The 19,880-nt window shown below is 62.2% G+C and carries 15 protein-coding genes, 1 tRNA gene and 1 pseudogene; 10 read left to right on the forward strand and 7 right to left on the reverse strand.

Translation table 11 applies throughout. From position 1 onward, the window contains the following. Positions 1–41 precede the first annotated feature (41 nt). A complete protein-coding gene (locus NKH37_RS15010) occupies positions 42–5,747 on the reverse strand; it encodes a HAMP domain-containing protein (protein ID WP_353041134.1) in 5,706 nt (1,901 codons plus the stop codon). Positions 5,748–5,933: 186 nt separating this feature from the next. Here NKH37_RS15010 and NKH37_RS15015 point away from each other — a divergent pair, with 186 nt between their 5' ends. Together NKH37_RS15015 and NKH37_RS15020 are read left to right on the forward strand one after the other, a co-directional pair. Beyond that, complete coding sequence (locus tag NKH37_RS15015) at positions 5,934–6,341, forward strand: hypothetical protein (protein WP_023718016.1); 408 nt, start codon at positions 5,934–5,936, stop codon at positions 6,339–6,341. Positions 6,342–7,627: 1,286 nt separating this feature from the next. Continuing rightward, positions 7,628–7,825: a hypothetical protein gene (locus tag NKH37_RS15020; protein ID WP_031193688.1), complete on the forward strand. Its 198-nt coding sequence runs from the start codon at positions 7,628–7,630 to the stop codon at positions 7,823–7,825. A 131-nt stretch (positions 7,826–7,956) separates the two neighbouring features. Here NKH37_RS15020 and NKH37_RS15025 read toward each other — a convergent pair whose 3' ends face one another. From NKH37_RS15025 to NKH37_RS15035, 3 genes are all read right to left on the reverse strand, one after another. Further along, positions 7,957–8,160 carry a hypothetical protein gene (locus tag NKH37_RS15025; protein WP_352548929.1) on the reverse strand — a complete coding sequence of 68 codons (204 nt, stop codon included), beginning with the start codon at positions 8,158–8,160 and terminating at the stop codon, positions 7,957–7,959. 220 nt (positions 8,161–8,380) lie between these two features. Next, positions 8,381–8,456 (reverse strand) — tRNA-Ala (locus tag NKH37_RS15030). A gap of 162 nt (positions 8,457–8,618) precedes the next feature. Then, a complete protein-coding gene (locus NKH37_RS15035; protein ID WP_023676282.1) occupies positions 8,619–9,008 on the reverse strand; it encodes a TIGR02300 family protein in 390 nt (129 codons plus the stop codon). Positions 9,009–9,202: 194 nt separating this feature from the next. Here NKH37_RS15035 and aroA point away from each other — a divergent pair, with 194 nt between their 5' ends. From aroA to rpsA, 4 genes and pseudogenes are all read left to right on the forward strand, one after another. After that, on the forward strand, positions 9,203–10,561 hold the full coding sequence (aroA, locus tag NKH37_RS15040; protein ID WP_353005351.1) for a 3-phosphoshikimate 1-carboxyvinyltransferase: 1,359 nt from the start codon (positions 9,203–9,205) through the stop codon (positions 10,559–10,561). Beyond that, positions 10,558–10,836 (forward strand): annotated as a pseudogene (locus tag NKH37_RS15045) (DUF6881 domain-containing protein); the annotation flags it as partial. The gene aroA and the pseudogene NKH37_RS15045, both read left to right, overlap by 4 nt. Positions 10,837–10,866: 30 nt before the next feature. Then, positions 10,867–11,517: a (d)CMP kinase gene (cmk, locus tag NKH37_RS15050; protein ID WP_023718022.1), complete on the forward strand. Its 651-nt coding sequence runs from the start codon at positions 10,867–10,869 to the stop codon at positions 11,515–11,517. A gap of 204 nt (positions 11,518–11,721) precedes the next feature. After that, complete coding sequence (gene rpsA / locus NKH37_RS15055; RefSeq protein WP_023676278.1) at positions 11,722–13,419, forward strand: 30S ribosomal protein S1; 1,698 nt, start codon at positions 11,722–11,724, stop codon at positions 13,417–13,419. A gap of 90 nt (positions 13,420–13,509) precedes the next feature. Here rpsA and NKH37_RS15060 read toward each other — a convergent pair whose 3' ends face one another. The 3 genes from NKH37_RS15060 to NKH37_RS15070 are packed head-to-tail and all read right to left on the reverse strand — an operon-like array spanning position 13,510 to position 16,700. Beyond that, positions 13,510–14,217: an SDR family NAD(P)-dependent oxidoreductase gene (locus NKH37_RS15060; protein WP_023718023.1), complete on the reverse strand. Its 708-nt coding sequence runs from the start codon at positions 14,215–14,217 to the stop codon at positions 13,510–13,512. A gap of 57 nt (positions 14,218–14,274) precedes the next feature. After that, positions 14,275–15,855 (reverse strand): 5-guanidino-2-oxopentanoate decarboxylase, encoded by a 1,581-nt coding sequence (locus NKH37_RS15065; protein ID WP_352495727.1) that lies wholly within the window; start codon positions 15,853–15,855, stop codon positions 14,275–14,277. Then, positions 15,852–16,700 carry a dimethylarginine dimethylaminohydrolase family protein gene (locus NKH37_RS15070; protein WP_031193690.1) on the reverse strand — a complete coding sequence of 283 codons (849 nt, stop codon included), beginning with the start codon at positions 16,698–16,700 and terminating at the stop codon, positions 15,852–15,854. The genes NKH37_RS15065 and NKH37_RS15070 overlap by 4 nt, the downstream gene beginning before the upstream one ends. A gap of 218 nt (positions 16,701–16,918) precedes the next feature. On the opposite strand from NKH37_RS15070, the gene NKH37_RS15075 reads away from it, so the two are divergent. The 4 genes from NKH37_RS15075 to NKH37_RS15090 all read left to right on the forward strand — a co-directional run. Beyond that, positions 16,919–17,728 (forward strand): ABC transporter ATP-binding protein, encoded by an 810-nt coding sequence (locus NKH37_RS15075; protein ID WP_023718026.1) that lies wholly within the window; start codon positions 16,919–16,921, stop codon positions 17,726–17,728. Between the two features lie 54 nt (positions 17,729–17,782). After that, positions 17,783–18,577 carry a transporter substrate-binding domain-containing protein gene (locus NKH37_RS15080; protein WP_352483947.1) on the forward strand — a complete coding sequence of 265 codons (795 nt, stop codon included), beginning with the start codon at positions 17,783–17,785 and terminating at the stop codon, positions 18,575–18,577. Between the two features lie 126 nt (positions 18,578–18,703). Then, a complete protein-coding gene (locus tag NKH37_RS15085) occupies positions 18,704–19,435 on the forward strand; it encodes an ABC transporter permease (protein ID WP_036244431.1) in 732 nt (243 codons plus the stop codon). Further along, the coding region (locus NKH37_RS15090; protein WP_352609988.1) for an ABC transporter permease subunit at positions 19,435–19,880 on the forward strand (446 nt) is incomplete at its 3' end. The genes NKH37_RS15085 and NKH37_RS15090, both read left to right, overlap by 1 nt.

The raw sequence follows: 19,880 nt of genomic DNA on the forward strand, positions 1-19,880 counted from the left end.
TCCTTGCTCCGTGCCTCGATAGTTTCTGCATCGAGCGGCCGTCAGTTCACTGCCATGAGCGTCTTTTCCGGACCATGGACACGGGATCGCGAGCGGCCGATCCAGACACGCAGCAACGCCAGCAGCAGATCGAGGTCGACAGGCTTGGCGATATAGTCGGAGGCGCCGGCGTCGAGGCACTTCTGCCGGTCGCCCTTCATTGCCTTGGCGGTAACCGAGATCAGCGGGATATGGGCGATCGCCGACATGCCGCGGATCTGCCGCATCGTCTCGTAGCCATCCATCTCCGGCATCATGATGTCGATCAATGCGGCGTCGATATCCGGGCTCTGCTCCAGAAGCGCAATACCTTCCCTACCGCGCTCCGCGTGCAGCACCTGGATGTCATAGGTCTCGAGAACGCTGGTGAGCGAATAGATGTTGCGGATGTCGTCGTCGACGATGAGGACCTTTGCGCCGGCGAGGTCGAATTTGTCCGGCTGTTCGGCTGCCGAACTTTCGTGGCCTCGCCCCGGGAGCGTTGCGGATATCAGGAGAGCCAGCTGCGCGAAATTCTCCGCCCGCGGAACATCCGCCAATGCCGGATGCAAGGCGAGCGACTGTTGCAGCGCTTCCGGATGCGGCGCGAAGAACAACAGTCGCGACACGGACTGCCCGAACAGGACGGCAATCTCATCCAGCATCTGGGCGTTGTCCTTGGCCGAGCGGCCAAGGCCGAGCACAACGGCATCATAGCCGGCGATGCCGATGTCGTCGGCATTCGCCGCGACGCGGCCGATCGCGGTGACCGAGGTGACGCCGTCGCGGATCGCCTCGATCAACGAGAGACGGCGCTCGGGATCGGTATCGGCAATCAGAACGCGGCGCTGGACGCGGAGCTTTCTGGAGTGAATGTCCTGGAAGACCTTCATCAGTTCGTCCGACGACACGGGCTTGGTTGAAATGGTGGATGCGCCCTTGCGGGCAAGCACCTCGATATCTTCGGCACCCGAGATGACATGGACGGGAATGTCCTTGGTTTTCGGGTCATGGCGAAGCAGATCGAACAACACCCAGCCGTCGATATCCGATAGTCCGAGATCCAGCGTGATCGCATCGGGAACCAGCTTGCGGGCCAAAGCCAGCGTGCCAGAGCCCGCGGTCGACAGGACGCCCTTCAGCCCGGCCGAACGCGCCAGGCCGAGCAGCAAACCGCCAAAGGTCGGGTCGTCCTCGACGATCAGCACGACCCTATCTTCCGGTGAGATCGTATCGCGGTCATCAAGCAATTCGGAGGATGGCGGGCTCGGCTGCGCCGTCGTCGCGACCACCTCCATCGCCGGCAGCAAGGCCGCTTGCGGGGCCAAGGCCATCCGAGGTCCGTCGAACGGGATGACCAGCGTGAACGTCGAACCCTTGCCCGGCGTGCTCTCGACCCGCAATTCGCCGCCGATCAGCCGGGCGATCTCCCGGCTGATCGAGAGCCCAAGCCCGGTGCCGCCATATTTGCGACTGGTGGTGCCGTCGGCCTGCTGGAAGGCCTCGAAAATCAGCTTCTGCTTGTCCTGCGGAATACCGATGCCCGTATCGGTGACCTCGATAGCGAGCGCTTCCATCGGTTGCACCGAGCCGTTGTGACGGCCAGTCTTTTCGGCCCGGAAATTCAAGCTGACTTCGCCCTCGGAGGTGAACTTGAACGCGTTCGACAAGAGGTTGAGCACAATCTGCTGCAAGCGCTTCTCGTCGGTGCGGACGGTCTCCGGAAGCTCGGGATCGACGTTGATGGCGAAGCCAAGCCCCTTGTCGGTCGCCAGCTGCCGGAAGGTTCGCTCCATATGCTGGCGAAGATGCACCACCGGCATGTCGTTGATATCGATCGAGACGGTACCCGATTCGATCTTCGACAGATCGAGGATATCGTTGATGAGGCTCAAAAGGTCGGTGCCGGCCGAGTTGATGGTGCGCGCGAACTCGACCTGCTTGTCGTTGAGATTGCCTTGCTGGTTGGTTGCGAGCAGGTTTGAAAGGATGAGCAGCGAGTTCAGCGGCGTACGCAGTTCGTGGCTCATATTGGCGAGGAATTCCGACTTGTATTTCGAGGTAAGCGCCAGCTGCTCGGCCTTCTCCTCCAGCGCACGGCGCGCCATCTCGATTTCGAGGTTCTTGTTCTCCACCTGCTTCTTTTCGTTCTCGAGCAGCTGCGCCTTTTCCTGCAGCTCCTCGTTGGTGGCGTGCAGCTCTTCCTGCTTTTTGGTCAGCTCGGTCTGACGCGCCTGCAGCTCCGAGGTCAGCAGCTGCGACTGCTTGAGCAGGCCTTCGGTGCGCATGGTGGCGGCGATGGTGTTGAGAACGATGCCGACGGATTCCATCAGCTGGTTGAGGAATGACTGGTGCGTGTCGCGGAATTCGCTGAACGAGGCGAGTTCGATGACGGCCTTCACCTCGTCCTCGAACAGAGCCGGAAGAATGATCACGTTGGCCGGCGCGGCATTGCCAAGGCCCGACGTGACGCGCAGGAAATTCGGCGGCACATTGTCCAGCATGATGGCGCGCTTGTCGGCGGCACTTTGCCCGACAAGGCCTTCGCGCAGATCGAGGCGTTGCTTGATCTCCGCCTTGCTTTCGGCGCCATAGGAGGCGGCGAGTTCCAGATAGAATTCATCCTCGTCGCGGTTGGTCACGTAGAACACGCCATATTGCGCATTGACCAGCGGCGCGAGTTCGGACATGATGAGACGCGAGACCGTTGCCAGGTCGCGCTCGCCCTGCAGCATGCGCGAGAACCGGGCGAGATTGGTCTTCAGCCAGTCCTGCTCGGCATTCTTCAGCGTCTGGTCCTTCAGATTGCGGATCATCTCGTTGATGTTGTCCTTCAGCGCCGCGACCTCGCCGGAGGCCTGGACGCTGATCGAGCGGGTCAAATCGCCCTTGGTCACCGCAGTCGACACTTCGGCGATGGCGCGCACCTGGGTGGTCAGGTTGGCCGCAAGCTGATTGACGTTGTCGGTCAGGTCGCGCCAAAGGCCGGCGGCGCCGGGCACGCGGGCCTGGCCGCCGAGCTTGCCTTCGATGCCCACCTCGCGGGCGACGTTGGTCACCTGATCGGCGAAGGTCGCCAACGTCTCGATCATGCCGTTGATGGTGTCGGCGAGCGAGGCGATCTCGCCCTTGGCATCGACCGTCAGCTTGCGCTTGAGATTGCCTTGCGCGACCGCGGTCACGACATCGGCGATGCCGCGCACCTGGTTGGTCAGGTTCGTCGCCATCAGGTTGACGTTGTCGGTCAGGTCCTTCCAGGTGCCGGCGACGCCCTCGACCCGTGCCTGGCCGCCGAGCTTGCCCTCGGTGCCGACCTCGCGGGCGACACGCGTCACTTCGCCGGCAAAGGAGTTCAGCTGGTCGACCATGGTGTTGATGGTCGATTTCAGCTCCAGGATCTCGCCCTTGACGTCGACCGTGATCTTCTTCGACAGGTCGCCGCGCGCCACAGCCGTCGTCACCTCGGCGATGTTGCGGACCTGGCCGGTCAGGTTCTCGGCCATTGAATTCACATTGTCGGTCAGATCTTTCCAGGTGCCGGCAACGCCGCGCACCTGCGCCTGGCCCCCGAGCTTGCCCTCGGTGCCGACCTCGCGCGCCACGCGCGTCACTTCCGAGGCAAAGGAATTCAGCTGGTCGACCATCGTATTGATGGTGTCCTTCAGCTCGAGGATCTCGCCGCGCACGTCGACCGTGATCTTCTTCGACAGATCGCCAAGCGCCACCGCAGTCGTCACCTCGGCGATGTTGCGCACCTGCCCGGTCAGGTTGGCGGCCATCGCATTGACGTTGTCGGTCAGGTCCTTCCAGGTGCCGGCAACGCCGCGCACCTGCGCCTGGCCGCCGAGCTTGCCGTCGGAACCGACTTCGCGCGCCACGCGCGTCACCTCGGAGGCGAAGGAATTCAGCTGGTCGACCATCGTGTTGATGACGTCCTTGATCTGCAGGATCTCGCCCAATGCATCGACCGTGATCTTCTGGGTGAGGTCGCCGGTCGCAATTGCCGTCGCCACCTTGGACACGTCGCGCAACTGCACGGTCAGATTGCCGGCCATGGCATTGACGTTGTCGGTCAAATCTTTCCAGGTGCCGCCGACACCCTCGACATGCGCCTGGCCGCCGAGCTTGCCTTCCGATCCCACTTCGCGCGCCACACGCGTCACTTCGGAGGCGAAGGAGTTCAGCTGGTCGACCATCGTGTTGACGGTGTCCTTGAGCTCCAGGATTTCGCCCTTGACGTCGACGGTGATCTTCTTCGACAGGTCGCCGCGGGCCACGGCGGTCGTCACCTCGGCAATGTTGCGCACCTGGCCGGTCAGGTTGGCGGCCATCAGGTTGACGTTGTCGGTCAGATCCTTCCAGGTGCCGCCGACGCCCTTCACCTCGGCCTGGCCGCCGAGCTTGCCTTCGGTGCCGACCTCGCGCGCCACACGCGTCACTTCCGAGGCGAAGGAGTTCAATTGGTCGACCATCGTGTTGATGGTGTCCTTGAGCTCGAGGATTTCGCCTTGCACGGCGACGGTGATCTTCTTCGACAAGTCGCCCGAAGCAACCGCGGTCGTCACCTCGGCGATGTTGCGGACCTGGCCGGTCAGGTTCTCGGCCATCGAATTGACGTTGTCGGTCAAGTCCTTCCAGGTGCCGGCAACGCCGCGCACCTGCGCCTGGCCGCCGAGCTTGCCCTCGGTGCCGACTTCGCGGGCGACGCGCGTCACTTCGCCGGCAAATGAGTTCAGCTGGTCGACCATGGTGTTGATGGTTGATTTCAGCTCGAGGATCTCGCCCTTGACGTCGACCGTGATCTTCTTCGACAGGTCGCCAAGCGCCACAGCAGTGGTCACCTCGGCGATATTGCGCACCTGGCCGGTCAGGTTCTCTGCCATCAGGTTGACGTTGTCGGTCAGGTCCTTCCAGGTGCCGCCGACACCTTCGACGCGCGCCTGGCCGCCGAGCTTGCCTTCTGTACCGACCTCGCGCGCAACGCGCGTCACTTCCGAGGCGAAGGAATTGAGCTGGTCGACCATCGTGTTGATGGTGTTCTTGAGCGCGAGGATTTCGCCCTTCACATCGACGGTGATCTTCTTCGACAGGTCGCCGGAAGCGACGGCGGTCGTCACCTCGGCGATGTTGCGCACCTGCCCGGTCAGGTTCGTCGCCATGGCGTTGACGTTGTCGGTCAGGTCCTTCCAGGTCCCGGCCACACCTTTCACGCGGGCCTGGCCGCCGAGCTTGCCTTCGGTGCCGACCTCGCGCGCCACGCGCGTCACCTCCGAGGCGAAGGAGGCCAGTTGCCCGACCATGGTGTTGACGATCTTGCCGATGCGCAGGAATTCGCCGCGCAACTGCCGGCCGTCGATTTCGACCATCATCGTCTGCGACAGGTCGCCTTTGGCGACCGCGCCGATGACGCGCGCCACTTCGGCCGTCGGCTGAACCATGTCCTCGATCAGATCGTTGACGGAACGGACGCTCGATTCCCAACTGCCGGTAGCGTTGCGGACACGGCCGCGTTCGCCGATCCGGCCATCCTTGCCGACGACCTTGCTGAGGCGTTCGAACTCGCGCGTGACCTGATCGTTGAGTTCTACGATTTCGTTGAAGGTGTCGGCGATCTCGGAATCGAGGCCGGTGTAGACATTATCGATGCGAACGGAGAAATCACCGCTCCGAAAAGCCTTCAGCGCGTTCAGTATTTGACGGTGGTCCAATTGCCTTGTGGATGCAAGCACGCTCACAGCGCCCCTCCCAGCTCACGGATTTCTTGAATGTCCTGGTGAAACTGTCCCCTGCGGCCGACACAACTCCCCGCAAGCGCCATAACGCGGCATGCTCGATTTGGTTCCAGACGAAATTGCCGCTATGCGGCAGGAATTTCGCAGCCGCATTCACGAAACGACGAGCAACAAAGATCCATAATGGTTGTATCGATCACTATTTATGCCAAACGGAACATCTCGAAAAAACTCTCGTTGGGTATAGATCGCGATAGAGCGATGCAACTCGATGGAGACACTAAGATGATGAAAATTCTCTCTGCATTCCTACTTGCTATCGGCCTGGCCACATCTGCCATGGCACAATCGATGGGCTCCGGGACCGGTAGCGCCGATGGCAATACCGGCGTCAACACAGGCACTTCCGGCGGCAACATCGGGACCGGCAGCGCAACTACCCCGAACACGATCGATCCGAACGCAACGAACGCCACCACGCCGCAGACAAACGGTATGGAGGACCGCTGCAAGGATACGGCGGGCAGCGATACCGACAACAATACCCCCAGCGGCGCCATGACGTCGGATATGCAGAACTGCAACAAGTAACGGAGTTTTGCTCAGCGGTCATTTCAGCCCGCTGCCTGGTTCAGACCCGGCGCTCGCGGTTCAAACCACAGCCAGAAAAATGCACTGACCGGGCACGGGCTCACTACTTTTGGACCGGCGAGCCCAAGCCGGGCGGCCGACTACACTAGTCTCAGCTAGGTTCCGCGATAGGCGGCGGGCAGCCCGGGAGCGCAAAGAGTGGGGGAGTCATTTCCAAGCCAGTTATATGCGACGATGGCTTAGTCCAATTTAATGGACGATTTCGGTTAAGCGCTGCAACTGATAAAACAGTTAGGAAACAGTTGGCACTCTCGCTGAAAACAGCGGCGGAACAGTGTCCGATGCGCACTGAAAACAGTGAAGGAACAGCGACCCGGGCAAGGGAATTTCATGCCTGAAAACAGACCGGAAACAGACGGGACGCGACCCTGGATTCTGGCGCACTATATCCAGACTCCAATAGCGCGCGACGAATGGGATTCGCGACCAGTACGCGCGCCAGGGGGAGTTAGCTCAAAGAACCTGTATTAGGTGGCAGTTAGATAGTGTCTCAGTTTGAAATTTTGCCGCTCGCCGCTCGCCTGTCGCACCGCGCACGGCGCACGACCGGCCGAACCAAAGAAGAGGCGCGCTCCCTTGTTTCGCGCCGTATCCCCATCTAGCCTGCACTACTTTCAGTTGTGGGGATCGGGTATGAAACAGAATCAGGTTGGCACTCGGCGATCATTCGCAGGCAACGCATTGGCCATCGGGCTTTTGATGTCGAGCATATCTCTGGCAGGGTGCACTACAGTTTCGACTAGCGGCGCGGATGGATGGCTTACGAAGCGAACTGCTTACGGGGTTTCCGACGCAATGGCTAAGAAGGGCATGATGCCCGTAGCCGTCGACTGCCGGTTCGATAGAACAGATCCGGACAATGCGGCCTTTGGATCCAAGGTTACGTGGAAACCTGCCCCACCAAACTTCCTCTGGCAGTGGCATGTCGGCTATCCCGATTACGTTGCGACGAAGGAAGCTAGATCACGCGCAATGGGCCTCCATCGCGTGTTTTCGAAAAGGGTTCGTGATCAGGCAACGGGTCAAGTGGTTCAGTGTTCGATCTGGACGAATTGAAGCCGCTCGGCCTCGGCCCAAAAGGGAATCGATTCCGGCTTGGGGGTGACTACCGATAAACGCGATTATCGCTGGCGTCCGTCACAGCTGAAGAGGGAACCGATGGCAGAAGCTCAGCACATCACGAAGATCGTCGACGGCGTGGCAGCCTACGGCTCGGAGAAAGCGAAATGAGCCACCAAGCTGCAATAATGCGAGCACTTCTCGTTGGCATCCCTTTCCTGATTCTTATGGCGTTTCTGCTTTGGATGGCAAACCGCTCAAGGATCGTCATGGCAAACGCCGCGAAAGAGATCGCCAAAGAAATTCGGGAAAATACGGCAGCGGTGAAGGCTCTTAGCGAGCGTATCGACAAAATGAAGCGTTAGTCCAAAAGACCGATTTTCATGTGGCGATACCGGGCGCCGTCGAGCCACCGCATCCAATTGGCCGGTATAATTAGCGGTATCCCGGTCGACCGCTGCAGCTGAAAACAGTTGGGGAACAGTAGCTTCGGACCTCAGTCTTGGCTCGGCTTACCAGACATGCGGTTGTCGATATCAGTCAACTTGGTCAAGATGCCTTCTTGCGCCTGCACCATCGCTTGCTGAACGTGGATGAGTTTGAACGTGAGCCAGATAGAAACCCAAAGGCTTGCTGCGAGATAAATCAGCATCGGCATCCAGGAGATGAAGATCCCGAGCAGCGAGTTTTCCGATTCCATATTGCCCCCACATACGATGTTGCCGCGATATCCTTGCCGCCGGGCGTGCATGAACGCAAGCTACTGGCGCCAAGATCGATATCTCGTCCACCGCTGTCAGGCATTGCTGCTTCGGACCTGAAAAATGTTTTGTGCGGTGCGCTGGCGGTGCCCCGGACCTTTCCAAGGCAAGGCCCCTGAGGGGGTGGAAACTAATTTTCTGAAAACGTGAAAGAACTTTTGGTGGAGCCAATCGGAATCGAACCGACGACCTCTTGAATGCCATTCAAGCGCTCTCCCAACTGAGCTATGGCCCCACTCCGGCAGTTCGCCGGCGCCGTTTCCGGCGAAGAGATCCGGCGCGGGTTGAGACCGCGTCGTTAGTGCAGGCGGCTTCTAACCCCGCCTTCAGTCAATATCAAGCCTTCAAGAACCGCTTTTTCTAGGCAGCGCCGCGAAAGCCGGCGAATGCGGTTCGCTCAGACTTCGTCGTCGTCTTCGCCGACGCCGATCATGTCGGCAACGTCGTCGTCTTCTTCCTCCTCGTCGGCAAGGAACGTGTCATCCTCGTCATCGCCAAGGTCAACGTCGTCCTCGTCATCGCCGAGATCGGGAAGCTCGTCGGCCTTCGCGTCCTCGTCCGCCTCTTCGAGAGAGACGACCTCGACGCCCTCTTCCTCTTCGGCGTCCACTTCCTTCTCGGCAACTTCCTCTTCCTCCTCGAGGGCGGCTATCTTGCCTTCCTCGAAATAGGAGCGCGGATAGCTCTTGCCCGTGTAAGGCGAGACGATCGGGTCCTTGTTCAAGTCATAGAATTTTCGACCCGTCTCCGGGTCGATGCGTTTGGTGCCAAGTTCGGGTTTTGCCACAGCAAGCCTCGTCGATGAAAGTTTGGTCCCCTTAACCAGAGTTTACGGCGCTGTCAAAGCGAAAAGCCGGCGTCCCAAAAAGCTTGAATTCGAAGGCCTTCGTACCAAGGGGATGACCATCTCGATCCGCCATGATAGGAGACCGCGCAAACCACAAGAAAATGGCCGGCCGCCGGCGTTTCCAGGAAAGAACCATGTCGCACACTGCCGCCCCGAAGCAGGCCACCGCCCGAAAATCATCTGGTCTTTCCGGCGCGGCACGGGTGCCGGGCGACAAGTCGATCTCGCACCGTTCCTTCATGTTTGGCGGGCTGGCCTCCGGCGAAACCCGCATCACCGGACTACTGGAAGGCGAGGACGTGATGCGTACGGGCGCTGCCATGAAGGCGATGGGCGCTCATATCGAGAAGCATGGCACTGAGTGGGTGATCCGCGGAACCGGCAATGGCGCGCTGCTGCAACCGGAGGGCCCGCTCGATTTCGGCAATGCCGGCACGGGCTCCCGCCTCACCATGGGCCTGGTCGGCACCTATGACATGGAAACCACCTTCATCGGCGACGCCTCGCTGTCCGGCCGGCCGATGGGCCGCGTGCTCGAACCGCTTCGCCAGATGGGCGTGCAGGTGCTGAAGGCGACACCCGGCGACCGCATGCCGATCACGCTGCGCGGGCCCAAGCACGCCGCGCCGATCACCTACCGCGTGCCGATGGCATCGGCGCAGGTCAAGTCGGCGGTGCTGCTGGCGGGGCTGAACACGCCGGGCATCACCACCGTCATCGAGCCGGTGATGACGCGCGACCACACCGAAAAGATGCTCAAGGGATTCGGCGCCAATCTGTCGGTCGAGACCGACGAGCGCGGCGTGCGCCACATTTTCATCGAAGGCCAGGGCAAGCTCACCGGCCAGACCATCGCGGTGCCTGGCGACCCCTCCTCGGCCGGCTTTCCGCTGGTGGCGGCGCTGATCGTGCCGGGCTCGGACATCACCATCGAAAACGTGCTGATGAACCCGACGCGCACGGGGCTTCTTTTGACGCTGCAAGAAATGGGCGCCCGGATCGACATTCTCGACCGCCGCAATGAAGGCGGCGAGGATGTTGCCGACCTGCGCGTGCGTTACTCCGAGCTGAAAGGCGTCACCGTACCGCCCGAACGGGCGCCGACCATGATCGACGAATATCCGGTGCTTGCCGTGGCGGCCAGCTTCGCCGAGGGCGAAACGCTGATGCTTGGCCTGGAAGAGCTGCGCGTGAAGGAATCCGACCGGCTGTCGGCGGTGGCCGAAGGGCTGAAGCTCAACGGTGTGGACTGCAGCGAAGGCGAGGCCGCGCTTGTCGTGCGCGGAAAACCGGGCGGCAAGGGCCTCGGCCAGCATCCCAACGGACAGGGCACCATCGTCCAGACCCATCTCGACCACCGCATCGCCATGAGCTTCCTGGTGATGGGGCTGGCGACGGAAAAACCGGTAACCATCGACGACCAGGCGATGATCGCAACGAGCTTTCCGGAATTCATGGGGCTGATGAAGGGGCTGGGTGCGGAGATCGAGTGAGATACTTTTACGTTCATTGGAAACATCGCATACCGGGGGAGCCGTCCCATCTCTGGTATGAAGTTGCCGACGACAATTTCCAGAACCGGACTATCGAGTTCTATACCGATGGCTCCGTGGGTTTTGCCATTCGCGGCGCTGCCCTCGACGGGTCGGAGGATATCGAGATCGGGGGCACCAGAAATTCCGTAGAAGGCTTTCCCGATCTCACAGAGATCAATTCCGACAATCAGTTCGAGGCCTCGGAGGTCAACGCGGTTGACTTCGAGCGCCGATGGAGTGAGGCACTTGCATCGAGGTTTCGAATGACGACAGGCTTCACCATCGCCATCGACGGCCCTGCAGGCGCTGGAAAGGGCACCCTTGCCCGACGGCTCGCCGATCACTACCGGCTAAACCTGCTCGACACCGGCCTCACCTATCGCGCGGTGGCGCACTCGCTGCTCCGGCTCGGCCTGCCGCTCGACAATGTCTCGGCCGCTGAAACCGCGGCTCGTCAGGTCGATCTGGCAAAGCTCGACCGCGCCGTGCTTTCGGCACACGCCGTCGGAGAGGCTGCCTCGAAAGTGGCTGTCATCCCGTCGGTGCGGCGCATCCTGGTCGACAAGCAGCGCGACTTTGCAAAAACCCCGCCGGGCGCGGTGCTCGACGGCCGCGACATCGGCACTGTCGTCTGTCCCGATGCCGACGTAAAACTCTATGTCACGGCCAGTGCCGAGGTGCGGGCAAAGCGGCGGCTGGACGAAATCGAGAGCATCGGCGGCACTGCCAATTTCGATGAAATCCTTGCCGATATCGTGCGTCGCGACGAGCGCGACATGGGCCGCATGGACTCGCCCTTGAAACCGGCAGCCGATGCGCACTTGCTCGACACGTCGGAAATGGCTATAGAAGCCGCGTTTCTGGCAGCTCGGGCGATCATCGATGACGTCCTGGCCAAGAGAAACGAAGCCTGAGCCGGGTTTTCCTGCCGCCGCCGATTGCCGGCGACAAAAAGAATTCCCATATCGGGCATGGACCAGCCTGCCAGCATTCTTCATGCGCCGGAATTGCCGCCCAAAGGCGGCCAGGGCTTTTTGCCCGGAACGCCGGCAGGCCAACGCAACGCTAACCCACGGCGCCCGCCCCGCGACAGATTGCGGGGCATTCCAGGAGAAACTATGTCAGTTGCAAATCCCACTCGCGATGATTTCGCGAGCCTGCTCGAAGAATCATTTTCCGCCGGCCATTCCGGCGAAGGCCAGGTCGTCAAGGGCATCATCACCGCCATTGAGAAGGACATGGCCATCATCGACGTCGGCCTCAAGGTCGAAGGCCGCGTGCCGCTGAAGGAATTCGGCGTCAAGGGTAAGGACACGACGCTCAAGGTCGGCGACACGGTCGAGGTCTATGTCGAGCGTATCGAGAACGCGCTTGGCGAAGCCATGCTGTCGCGTGAAAAGGCCCGCCGCGAAGAGAGCTGGGTCCGTCTCGAAGAGAAGTTCACCAAGGGCGAACGCGTCGAAGGCGTCATCTTCAACCAGGTCAAGGGCGGGTTCACCGTCGACCTCGACGGTGCCGTGGCTTTCCTGCCGCGCAGCCAGGTCGATATCCGCCCGATCCGCGACGTCTCGCCGCTGATGCACAACCCGCAGCCCTTCGAGATCCTCAAGATGGATCGCCGCCGCGGCAACATCGTGGTGTCGCGCCGCACCGTACTCGAGGAAAGCCGCGCCGAACAGCGTTCGGAAATCGTGCAGAACCTCGAAGAAGGCCAGGTGGTCGAAGGCGTCGTCAAGAACATCACCGACTATGGTGCGTTCGTCGACCTCGGCGGCATCGACGGCCTGCTGCACGTCACCGACATGGCATGGCGCCGCGTCAACCATCCGACCGAAATCCTCAATATCGGCCAGACGGTCAAGGTGCAGATCATCCGCATCAACCAGGAAACCCACCGCATCTCGCTCGGCATGAAGCAGCTCGAGAGCGATCCGTGGTCCGAGATCGGCACCAAGTTCCCGATCGGCAAGAAGATCAAGGGTACCGTTACCAACATCACCGACTACGGCGCATTCGTCGAGCTGGAGCCGGGCATCGAAGGCCTCATCCACGTTTCGGAAATGTCGTGGACCAAGAAGAACGTGCATCCCGGCAAGATCCTGTCGACGACGCAGGAAGTCGACGTGGTGGTGCTCGAAGTCGATCCGGCCAAGCGCCGCATCTCGCTCGGCCTCAAGCAAACGCTGGAGAACCCGTGGGAGGCCTTCGCGCGCAGCCATCCGGTCGGCAGCCAGGTTGAGGGCGAGGTCAAGAACAAGACCGAGTTCGGCCTGTTCATCGGCCTCGAAGGCGATGTCGACGGCATGGTCCACCTTTCCGACCTCGACTGGACCCGTCCGGGCGAGCAGGTGATCGAGGAGTACAATCGCGGCGACATGGTCAAGGCGCAGGTGCTCGACGTCGACATCGACAAGGAGCGCATCTCGCTCGGCATCAAGCAGCTGGCCAAGGACACGGTCGGCGAAGCGGCGACGTCAGGCGAACTGCGCAAGAACGCAGTCGTCACCTGCGAGGTTATCGGCGTGAAGGATGGCGGTCTGGAAGTGCGGCTGGTCGACAGCGGCATCGAGACCTTCATCAAGCGCTCCGACCTCAGCCGTGACCGCGACGAGCAGCGCCCCGAGCGCTTCACTGTCGGCCAGAAGGTCGACGCCCGCGTCATCGCCTTCGACAAGAAGACCCGCAAGCTGCAGGTCTCGATCAAGGCGCTGGAAATCGCCGAAGAGAAGGAAGCGGTCGCCCAGTACGGTTCGACTGACTCCGGCGCTTCGCTGGGCGACATCCTGGGTGCCGCGCTGAAGAAGCAGGGCAGCTAAGCCAACACTGCGCCTCGCGCAGGTTGTAAACGAAACAAAAAGCCCCGCCGGAGCGATCCGGCGGGGCCTTTTTTGCACCCGACCTGAATTTCAGGCCCTGCCGTAAAGCGGCACCAGCGTGCCGCTCATCGCCAGATTGGCCGGCGAAGCGAGGTAGGCAATGGCCTCCGCGGCTGCTTCCAAGCTGACCCATTTGCTGAAATCGGCGCCCGGCATGTCAGCCCGGGTGGCCGGCGTGTCTAGGGTCGAGGGCGCCACGGCGTTGACCAGTATGCCCTTGCCCTTCAGCTCTTCGGCCATCGCCACGGTCATCGCGGCGACCGCCGCCTTGGCGGCAGCGTAAGCCACCTTGCCGGAGCCGCGCCGCGGATCGAGCCCGGCTCGCGCGGTGACATTGACGATGCGGCCCGATACGGAAGATTCCAGCATCGAGCGTATCGCCGCGCGGCAGCACAGGAAGGTGGTGCGGGCGTTGGTGTCCATCATCTCGGCAAAGGAGGCGGGCTCGATCTTCTCGACCGGTGCGGCGGTGAAGCCGCCGGCCAGATGCACCGATGCCCACAAATCCGGAACGCTAGCATAGAAGGCATCGACCTTGGCAGCGTCGGCGAGGTCGACATTGTGCGCCAGCCTGACGCGGTCATGTGCCGGGAAGGGAAAATGGGCAGGCGCGGCAGCGTGGGCATTGGGCACATGGCAAATCGCGCCCTGCTCCAGCAGTTTCCCTACGACCGCGCCGCCAAGCGCCCCGGTGCCGCCGGTCACCACGATATGTCTGCCGTCCAGTGTTTCCGTCATATTCGACCGCTCCGTCGTTGCGCGCCGCCGATGCGGAAGGTCGCGCCTTTCGCGCAATCACTCAACCGAAATCTCGATGACGTAGGGTCGTCCAGCCGCCCGCGCGCGCCGTAGCGCGTCCGCCAAGCCGCCGGCGCCGGAAATCCGCTCGGCGGCAATGCCATAGGCTTCGGCCAATTTGCAGAAATCCGGCGGTGCCGGGGAGACGCCGACCGGCTCGACGCCGACATCGAGCATCGAGGTTTCGATCTCGCGGTAGCCGCGATTGTTCCAGACGGCGAAGATCACCGGCGCCGCCGCGTCGAGCGCGGCGCCCAGTTCCGGCAGGGTGAACTGGAAGCCGCCGTCGCCGGTGAGACAAACGACCGGCGCCTCAGGCCTGGCAAGGGCAGCACCGATCGCCGCCGGCGGGCCATAGCCGAGCGCGCCGAAGCCGGTAGCGGCGTTGAACCAGCCGCCCGGCCGGTCGTGATCGTAATAGAGGTTGGCGGCGTAGACCGGCTGGGTCGAATCGCCGACGATGATCGAGCCAGGCAGCGCATCACGGATCGTCTCGACGGCGCGCAATTGCGCCTGCATAGCTGGGCCAATCTCGGCAAAGGCCGCTTGCCGCGTCGCGGCCGCGAGAGCGGCGCCGTCGCCTGATTGCGCCTGGCCCATGCCGAGTTCGGCATGCAGCGCCTCGAGCGCTGCGCCACAATCGGCCTGGATCGAAATCCGGGCCGGCCGCCTGGTAAGTTGGTCGGCGCCGATGTCGATGCGGATCAGATTGGCGGGCAGGACAAAACCGCCGTCGCCATAGCCGTCATAATCGGTCGGACCGAATTCGGTACCGGCGGCGATGACCAGGTCGGCATCGGCCATCAGCGCACGCACCGCCTTCAGGCTGGGGCTGGCCGGCACGCCAAGCGGATGGCGATAGAGCAGGCCGCGCGCATTGGCGGTCTGGACGACCGGCGCTCCCAACCTCTCGGCCAGGCGCTGCAACGGCGCTTCGGCAGCTTTGGCGCCGCCGCCGGCCAGGATAAGCGGCCGGCGGGCGGCAGCGCAAAGCCTGGCTGCCTCAGCGATCACCGCGGCGCCCGGCTCGGGCGGGGCCGAATTCCGCAGCAGCGCCACGATGCCGGTGGCGGGCATGGTCATGACATCGGTCGGGATCTCGATATGCACTGGCCCCGGACGCGAGGATGAAAAAAGTGCAAAAGCGCGGGCGAGCACGCCGGGCAATTCGCCGGCCTCGGTGACACGGTGCGAAAACAGCGCCACCTTCTCCATCATGCCGCGCTGGTCCGGCAGTTCATGCAGATGGCCAAGGCCCTTGCCCAGCGTCGGCGTGGCGTTGACGCCCGAGATTACCAGCATCGGCACCGAATCGGCGCGCGCCTGGCCCATGGCGGTGATGGTGTTGGTCAGCCCCGGCCCGGTGATGACGAAGGCGACACCCGGCTTGCCGCTGGCGCGCGCATAGCCGTCAGCCATGAAGCCGGCGCCCTGCTCGTGGCGCGGCGTGACGTGACGGATCTTCGACCGCGCAAGCCCGCGGTAGAGCTCGACCGTGTGCACGCCGGGAATGCCGAAGACGGTGTCGACGCCGTGCGCTTCCAGCAAGGTGATGAGCGCTTCGCCGATCGTCGTCATTGTCTTAGCACCGGGCGCGTGAGGCAGGTTGGGCCGCCCTCGCAGGCAATGCACAGCGCATCGGCCTCGAATGTCGAGACCGTACAGCCGGCGGCCTGCATGGCAGCCGCCGTCTTCGGAAAACCGGCAACGGCGATAACCTGGCGCGGCGCGGTCGGCAGGACGTTCAGGCTGAGCCCGCTCGAGGCGAAGAATTCGTCGGCGTCGCCCTCGACCAGGCGAATGCCATGCGCACGCAGCATCTGGTGGAAGGCGACCGGCAGGAGCGGCCCATAGACCAGCGCCAGATCGTCGGCGAGCGGGCTGATCACCGACATCAGATGCAGGCAGGCGTCCTCGCCTTGCCAGAGCGGCAGGTCGAAGCCATAGACCTGGATGCCTTTGGGTGAAAGCAGGTTGGAGAGCTGCTGGATGCCGTGCTGATTGGTGCGTACGCCGCGGCCGACCGCCAGTGTGTTTGCATCCATCCACACGCAGTCGCCGCCCTCGACCTGGCCGGGAGTCTCGATACGGCCGAGGACAGGTATGCCCATGCGCCCATAAGCTGCCTCGTGCAGGCCGGGCTCGGGCCGGCGCAGCGCCTTGCCCATGGCAAGGATGACCGCGCCATGGTCGGTCATCAGCGAGGGATCGTGGGTAAAGACAGAATCGGCAAGCCCGTCATCGGCGTCGCTCAGCCATTCGATCTCGGCGCCTGAGCCGGAAATCAGCCCGGCCAGCGCTTCATGCTGGGCCGCCGCTTTTTGCGGATCGAAGCCGGGACCGTAGTGCCATTCCAGTGCTTCGGCCCGATGCATGGCGCTGGCGGCGGAGCGCATCAGCACGCGCTGCAGCGGCCCGGCCATCGACTGCGACCCGTATGCTTTGCCCACTAAATTCTCCTGAAACGCGCTCCCTCCTGCCAATAGCCACTCGGCAGGCCGTGATCAATGGTCCAAAAACTGCGGTTGACGGAGGCAAGCGGAACGGTCCATCTTGAGAATCGGAACGCTGTCCAGTGACGGGTAATGGGTAATAAATTCCAGCAAGGACTGCCTCGGCTGCTCCGCGGGGCACCGCGACGATGACAGCGCCGGCCACCGCCCTGAAGCATACGGTGCAGAACGGCGCCGCCGAAGCCATCCACGTCGAGAACCTGCACAAGAATTTCGGCAAGCTGCACGTATTGAAGGGCGTTTCGCTGTCGGCGCGCGATGGCGAGGTGATCGCCATCATCGGCGGCAGCGGCTCGGGCAAGTCGACGCTGCTGCGCTGCATCAATTGCCTGGAGAACCCGACCAGCGGCATCATCCGCGTCAATGGCGAAGAGATAAAGCTGAAGGCCGACAGCCACGGCCACACCGTGCCCGCCGACCGCAAGCAGATCGAACGCATCCGCTCCAAGCTCGGCATGGTCTTCCAGAACTTCAATCTTTGGAGCCACATGACGTTGATCGAGAACGTCATCGAGGTTCCCGTGCATGTGCTCGGCGTCAAGCGCGATGTAGCGATCGGCGAGGCGGAAAAGCTGCTCGCCCGCGTCGGCCTGGCCGAAAAACGCGACGTCTACCCCGCCTATCTGTCGGGCGGCCAACAGCAGCGCGCAGCGATAGCCAGGGCGCTGGCCATCAATCCGCGCGTCATGCTGTTCGATGAGCCGACCTCGGCGCTCGACCCGGAGTTGGTCGGCGAAGTGCTGAAGGTGATCGGCGACCTGGCGCGCGAAGGCCGCACCATGGTGCTGGTCACGCATGAGATGAAGTTTGCCCGCGAGGTGGCGACGCATGTCGTCTATCTCCATAACGGGCTGGTCGAGGAAGAAGGGCCGCCGGAACAGATCTTCGGCGCACCAAAATCCGAAAGGCTGAAGCAGTTTCTGCGCAATGTTGGATGACTTGCGAGAAAAGCAGACGGGAACGTCAAAACCAAAAAACGGGAGAACTGAAAAATGAAACCTTTTCTCAAAACGGCGCTCGCGGCCACGCTGATCGCATTGTCGGGCGCATTTTCGGCAAGCGCCGAACAGATCAAGGTGGGTTTTTCGCCGGAAGCCTATCCGCCGTTTTACTCGCAGGATGCTTCCGGCAAGTGGGGTGGCTGGGAAGTCGACATCGTCAACGCCATTTGCGGCGAAGCCAAGCTGGATTGCGCATTGACGCCAGTCCCGTGGGACGGCCTCATCCCGGCGCTTAAAACCAAGAAGATCGATGCGATCATGAATTCGATGTCCATTACCGACGAGCGCAAGAAGGAAATCGACTTCTCCGACAAATACTATAACACGCCGACTGCGGTGATCGGCGCCAAGGATCAGAAATTCGATGCGACGCCAGAGGGGTTGAAAGCCAAGATAGTCGGCGTTCAGGCGTCTACGGTGCACGCCGCCTACGCCAAGAAGCACTTCACCGACGCTGCGGAAATCAAGGAATACCAGACGCAGGACGAGGCAAATCAGGATCTCGCCGCCGGCCGGATCGATGCCACTCAGGCCGATTCGATCGCGCTCGACGCGTTTTTGAAGTCGGACCAAGGCAAGGCGTGCTGCGACCTCAAGGGTTATGTCGCGCCGGACCTTGAAGTGCTCGGGCCGGGCGTCGGCGCCGGCATGCGCCAAGGCGACACCGAGCTCAAGGACAAGATCAATGCCGCCATCAAGGCCATTCGGGCCAATGGCAAATATGCCGAAATCACCAAGAAGTACTTCGATTTCGACATCTACGGCGAAGCGTCGCAGTCCAACTGACGGCAACGGCGTCAAGCCGGGCATGCCTAGCCGCCGTCGTCGCGGTGGGCATGTCCGGCTTGACGCATCATTGGCGCCTCAACCCGCAAGTCCAGGGGACATAAGCTGAGCGACGTTCTCGCCACCATGTTCGGAGCCAGTTCGCTGGAATTGCTGTCCTTCGAACCGCCGAACGGCAGGGGTCTCAGCCTTCTGCATGGGCTGGCAAACTCCGTCGGAATTGCTTTCGGTTCCTTTGGGGTTGGTCTTTTGATCGGCGTCGGCGGCGCCTATGGCAAGCTCTATGGCGGGCCGGTGGTCCGTGACCTGCTGGAAGTTTACACCACAGTGGTCCGCGCCGTGCCCGAGTTGGTGCTGATCCTGCTGCTTTATTTCGCTGGTACCGACCTCATCAACCAGTTGCTTACCGCGCTCGGCTATGCCGCGATCGACATCAACGGGGTTGTCGCCGGCATAGGCGTGCTCGGGGTCGTGCAGGGCGCCTACTCCACCGAAGTCTTGCGCGGCGCAATCCGCGCCGTTCCGCAAGGCCAGATCGAAGCCGCGCGGGCCTATGGAATGCCTCCCGGCCTGCTTCTCAGGCGTATAACGCTGCCGGCGATGCTGCCCTTCGCCATTCCGGGGCTGGCAAATTTGTGGCTGATCGCCACCAAGGACACCGCGCTTCTCGCGATCGTCGGCGTCAATGAACTGACCCAAACCACACGGACGGCAGCCGGCGCGACGAAGGCTTATTTCACCTTCTTCATGGCGGCGGGCGCGCTTTATCTCGTTCTGACCCTCGTCTCCAACGTCGTCATCGGGCGGGTTGAGCGCTGGGCGCGACGCGGCATGCCGTCGATCGCGGGATCGCACTGATGGCGACCGAAACCCCGGTCATTGACGCCGTCGCACGGGCCTCGCTCTGGATGCAGCCACACCGCATAGCTCTGATCCTGATCGCGCTGGTTGTCGTACTGGCATCGATTTTCCTCATGCGCTGGGATTGGCTTCCCACCTATCTGCCGCTGGCTTTGCAAGGCATATGGCGGACCATCTGGCTGCTTGTGGTAACGTCGGCTCTGGGCATCGCGCTCGCCATCCCCCTCGGCCTGGCGCAGGTGATCGGCCCGCCGATCTTGAGCGTGCCGGCCAAGGTGTTCTGCACGATTGTTCGCGGCACGCCGCTGCTGCTCCAGCTCTGGCTGCTCTACTACGGACTGGGTTCGCTGTTTCCGCAATTTCCGTGGATACGCGAGTCGTTCCTCTGGCCCATTCTAAGGCAGGCATGGCCCTACGCCGTTCTTTCTCTGACGATCTCGTA

This window comes from Mesorhizobium sp. M1217 (assembly GCF_040318275.1).
GTDB lineage: Bacteria > Pseudomonadota > Alphaproteobacteria > Rhizobiales > Rhizobiaceae > Mesorhizobium.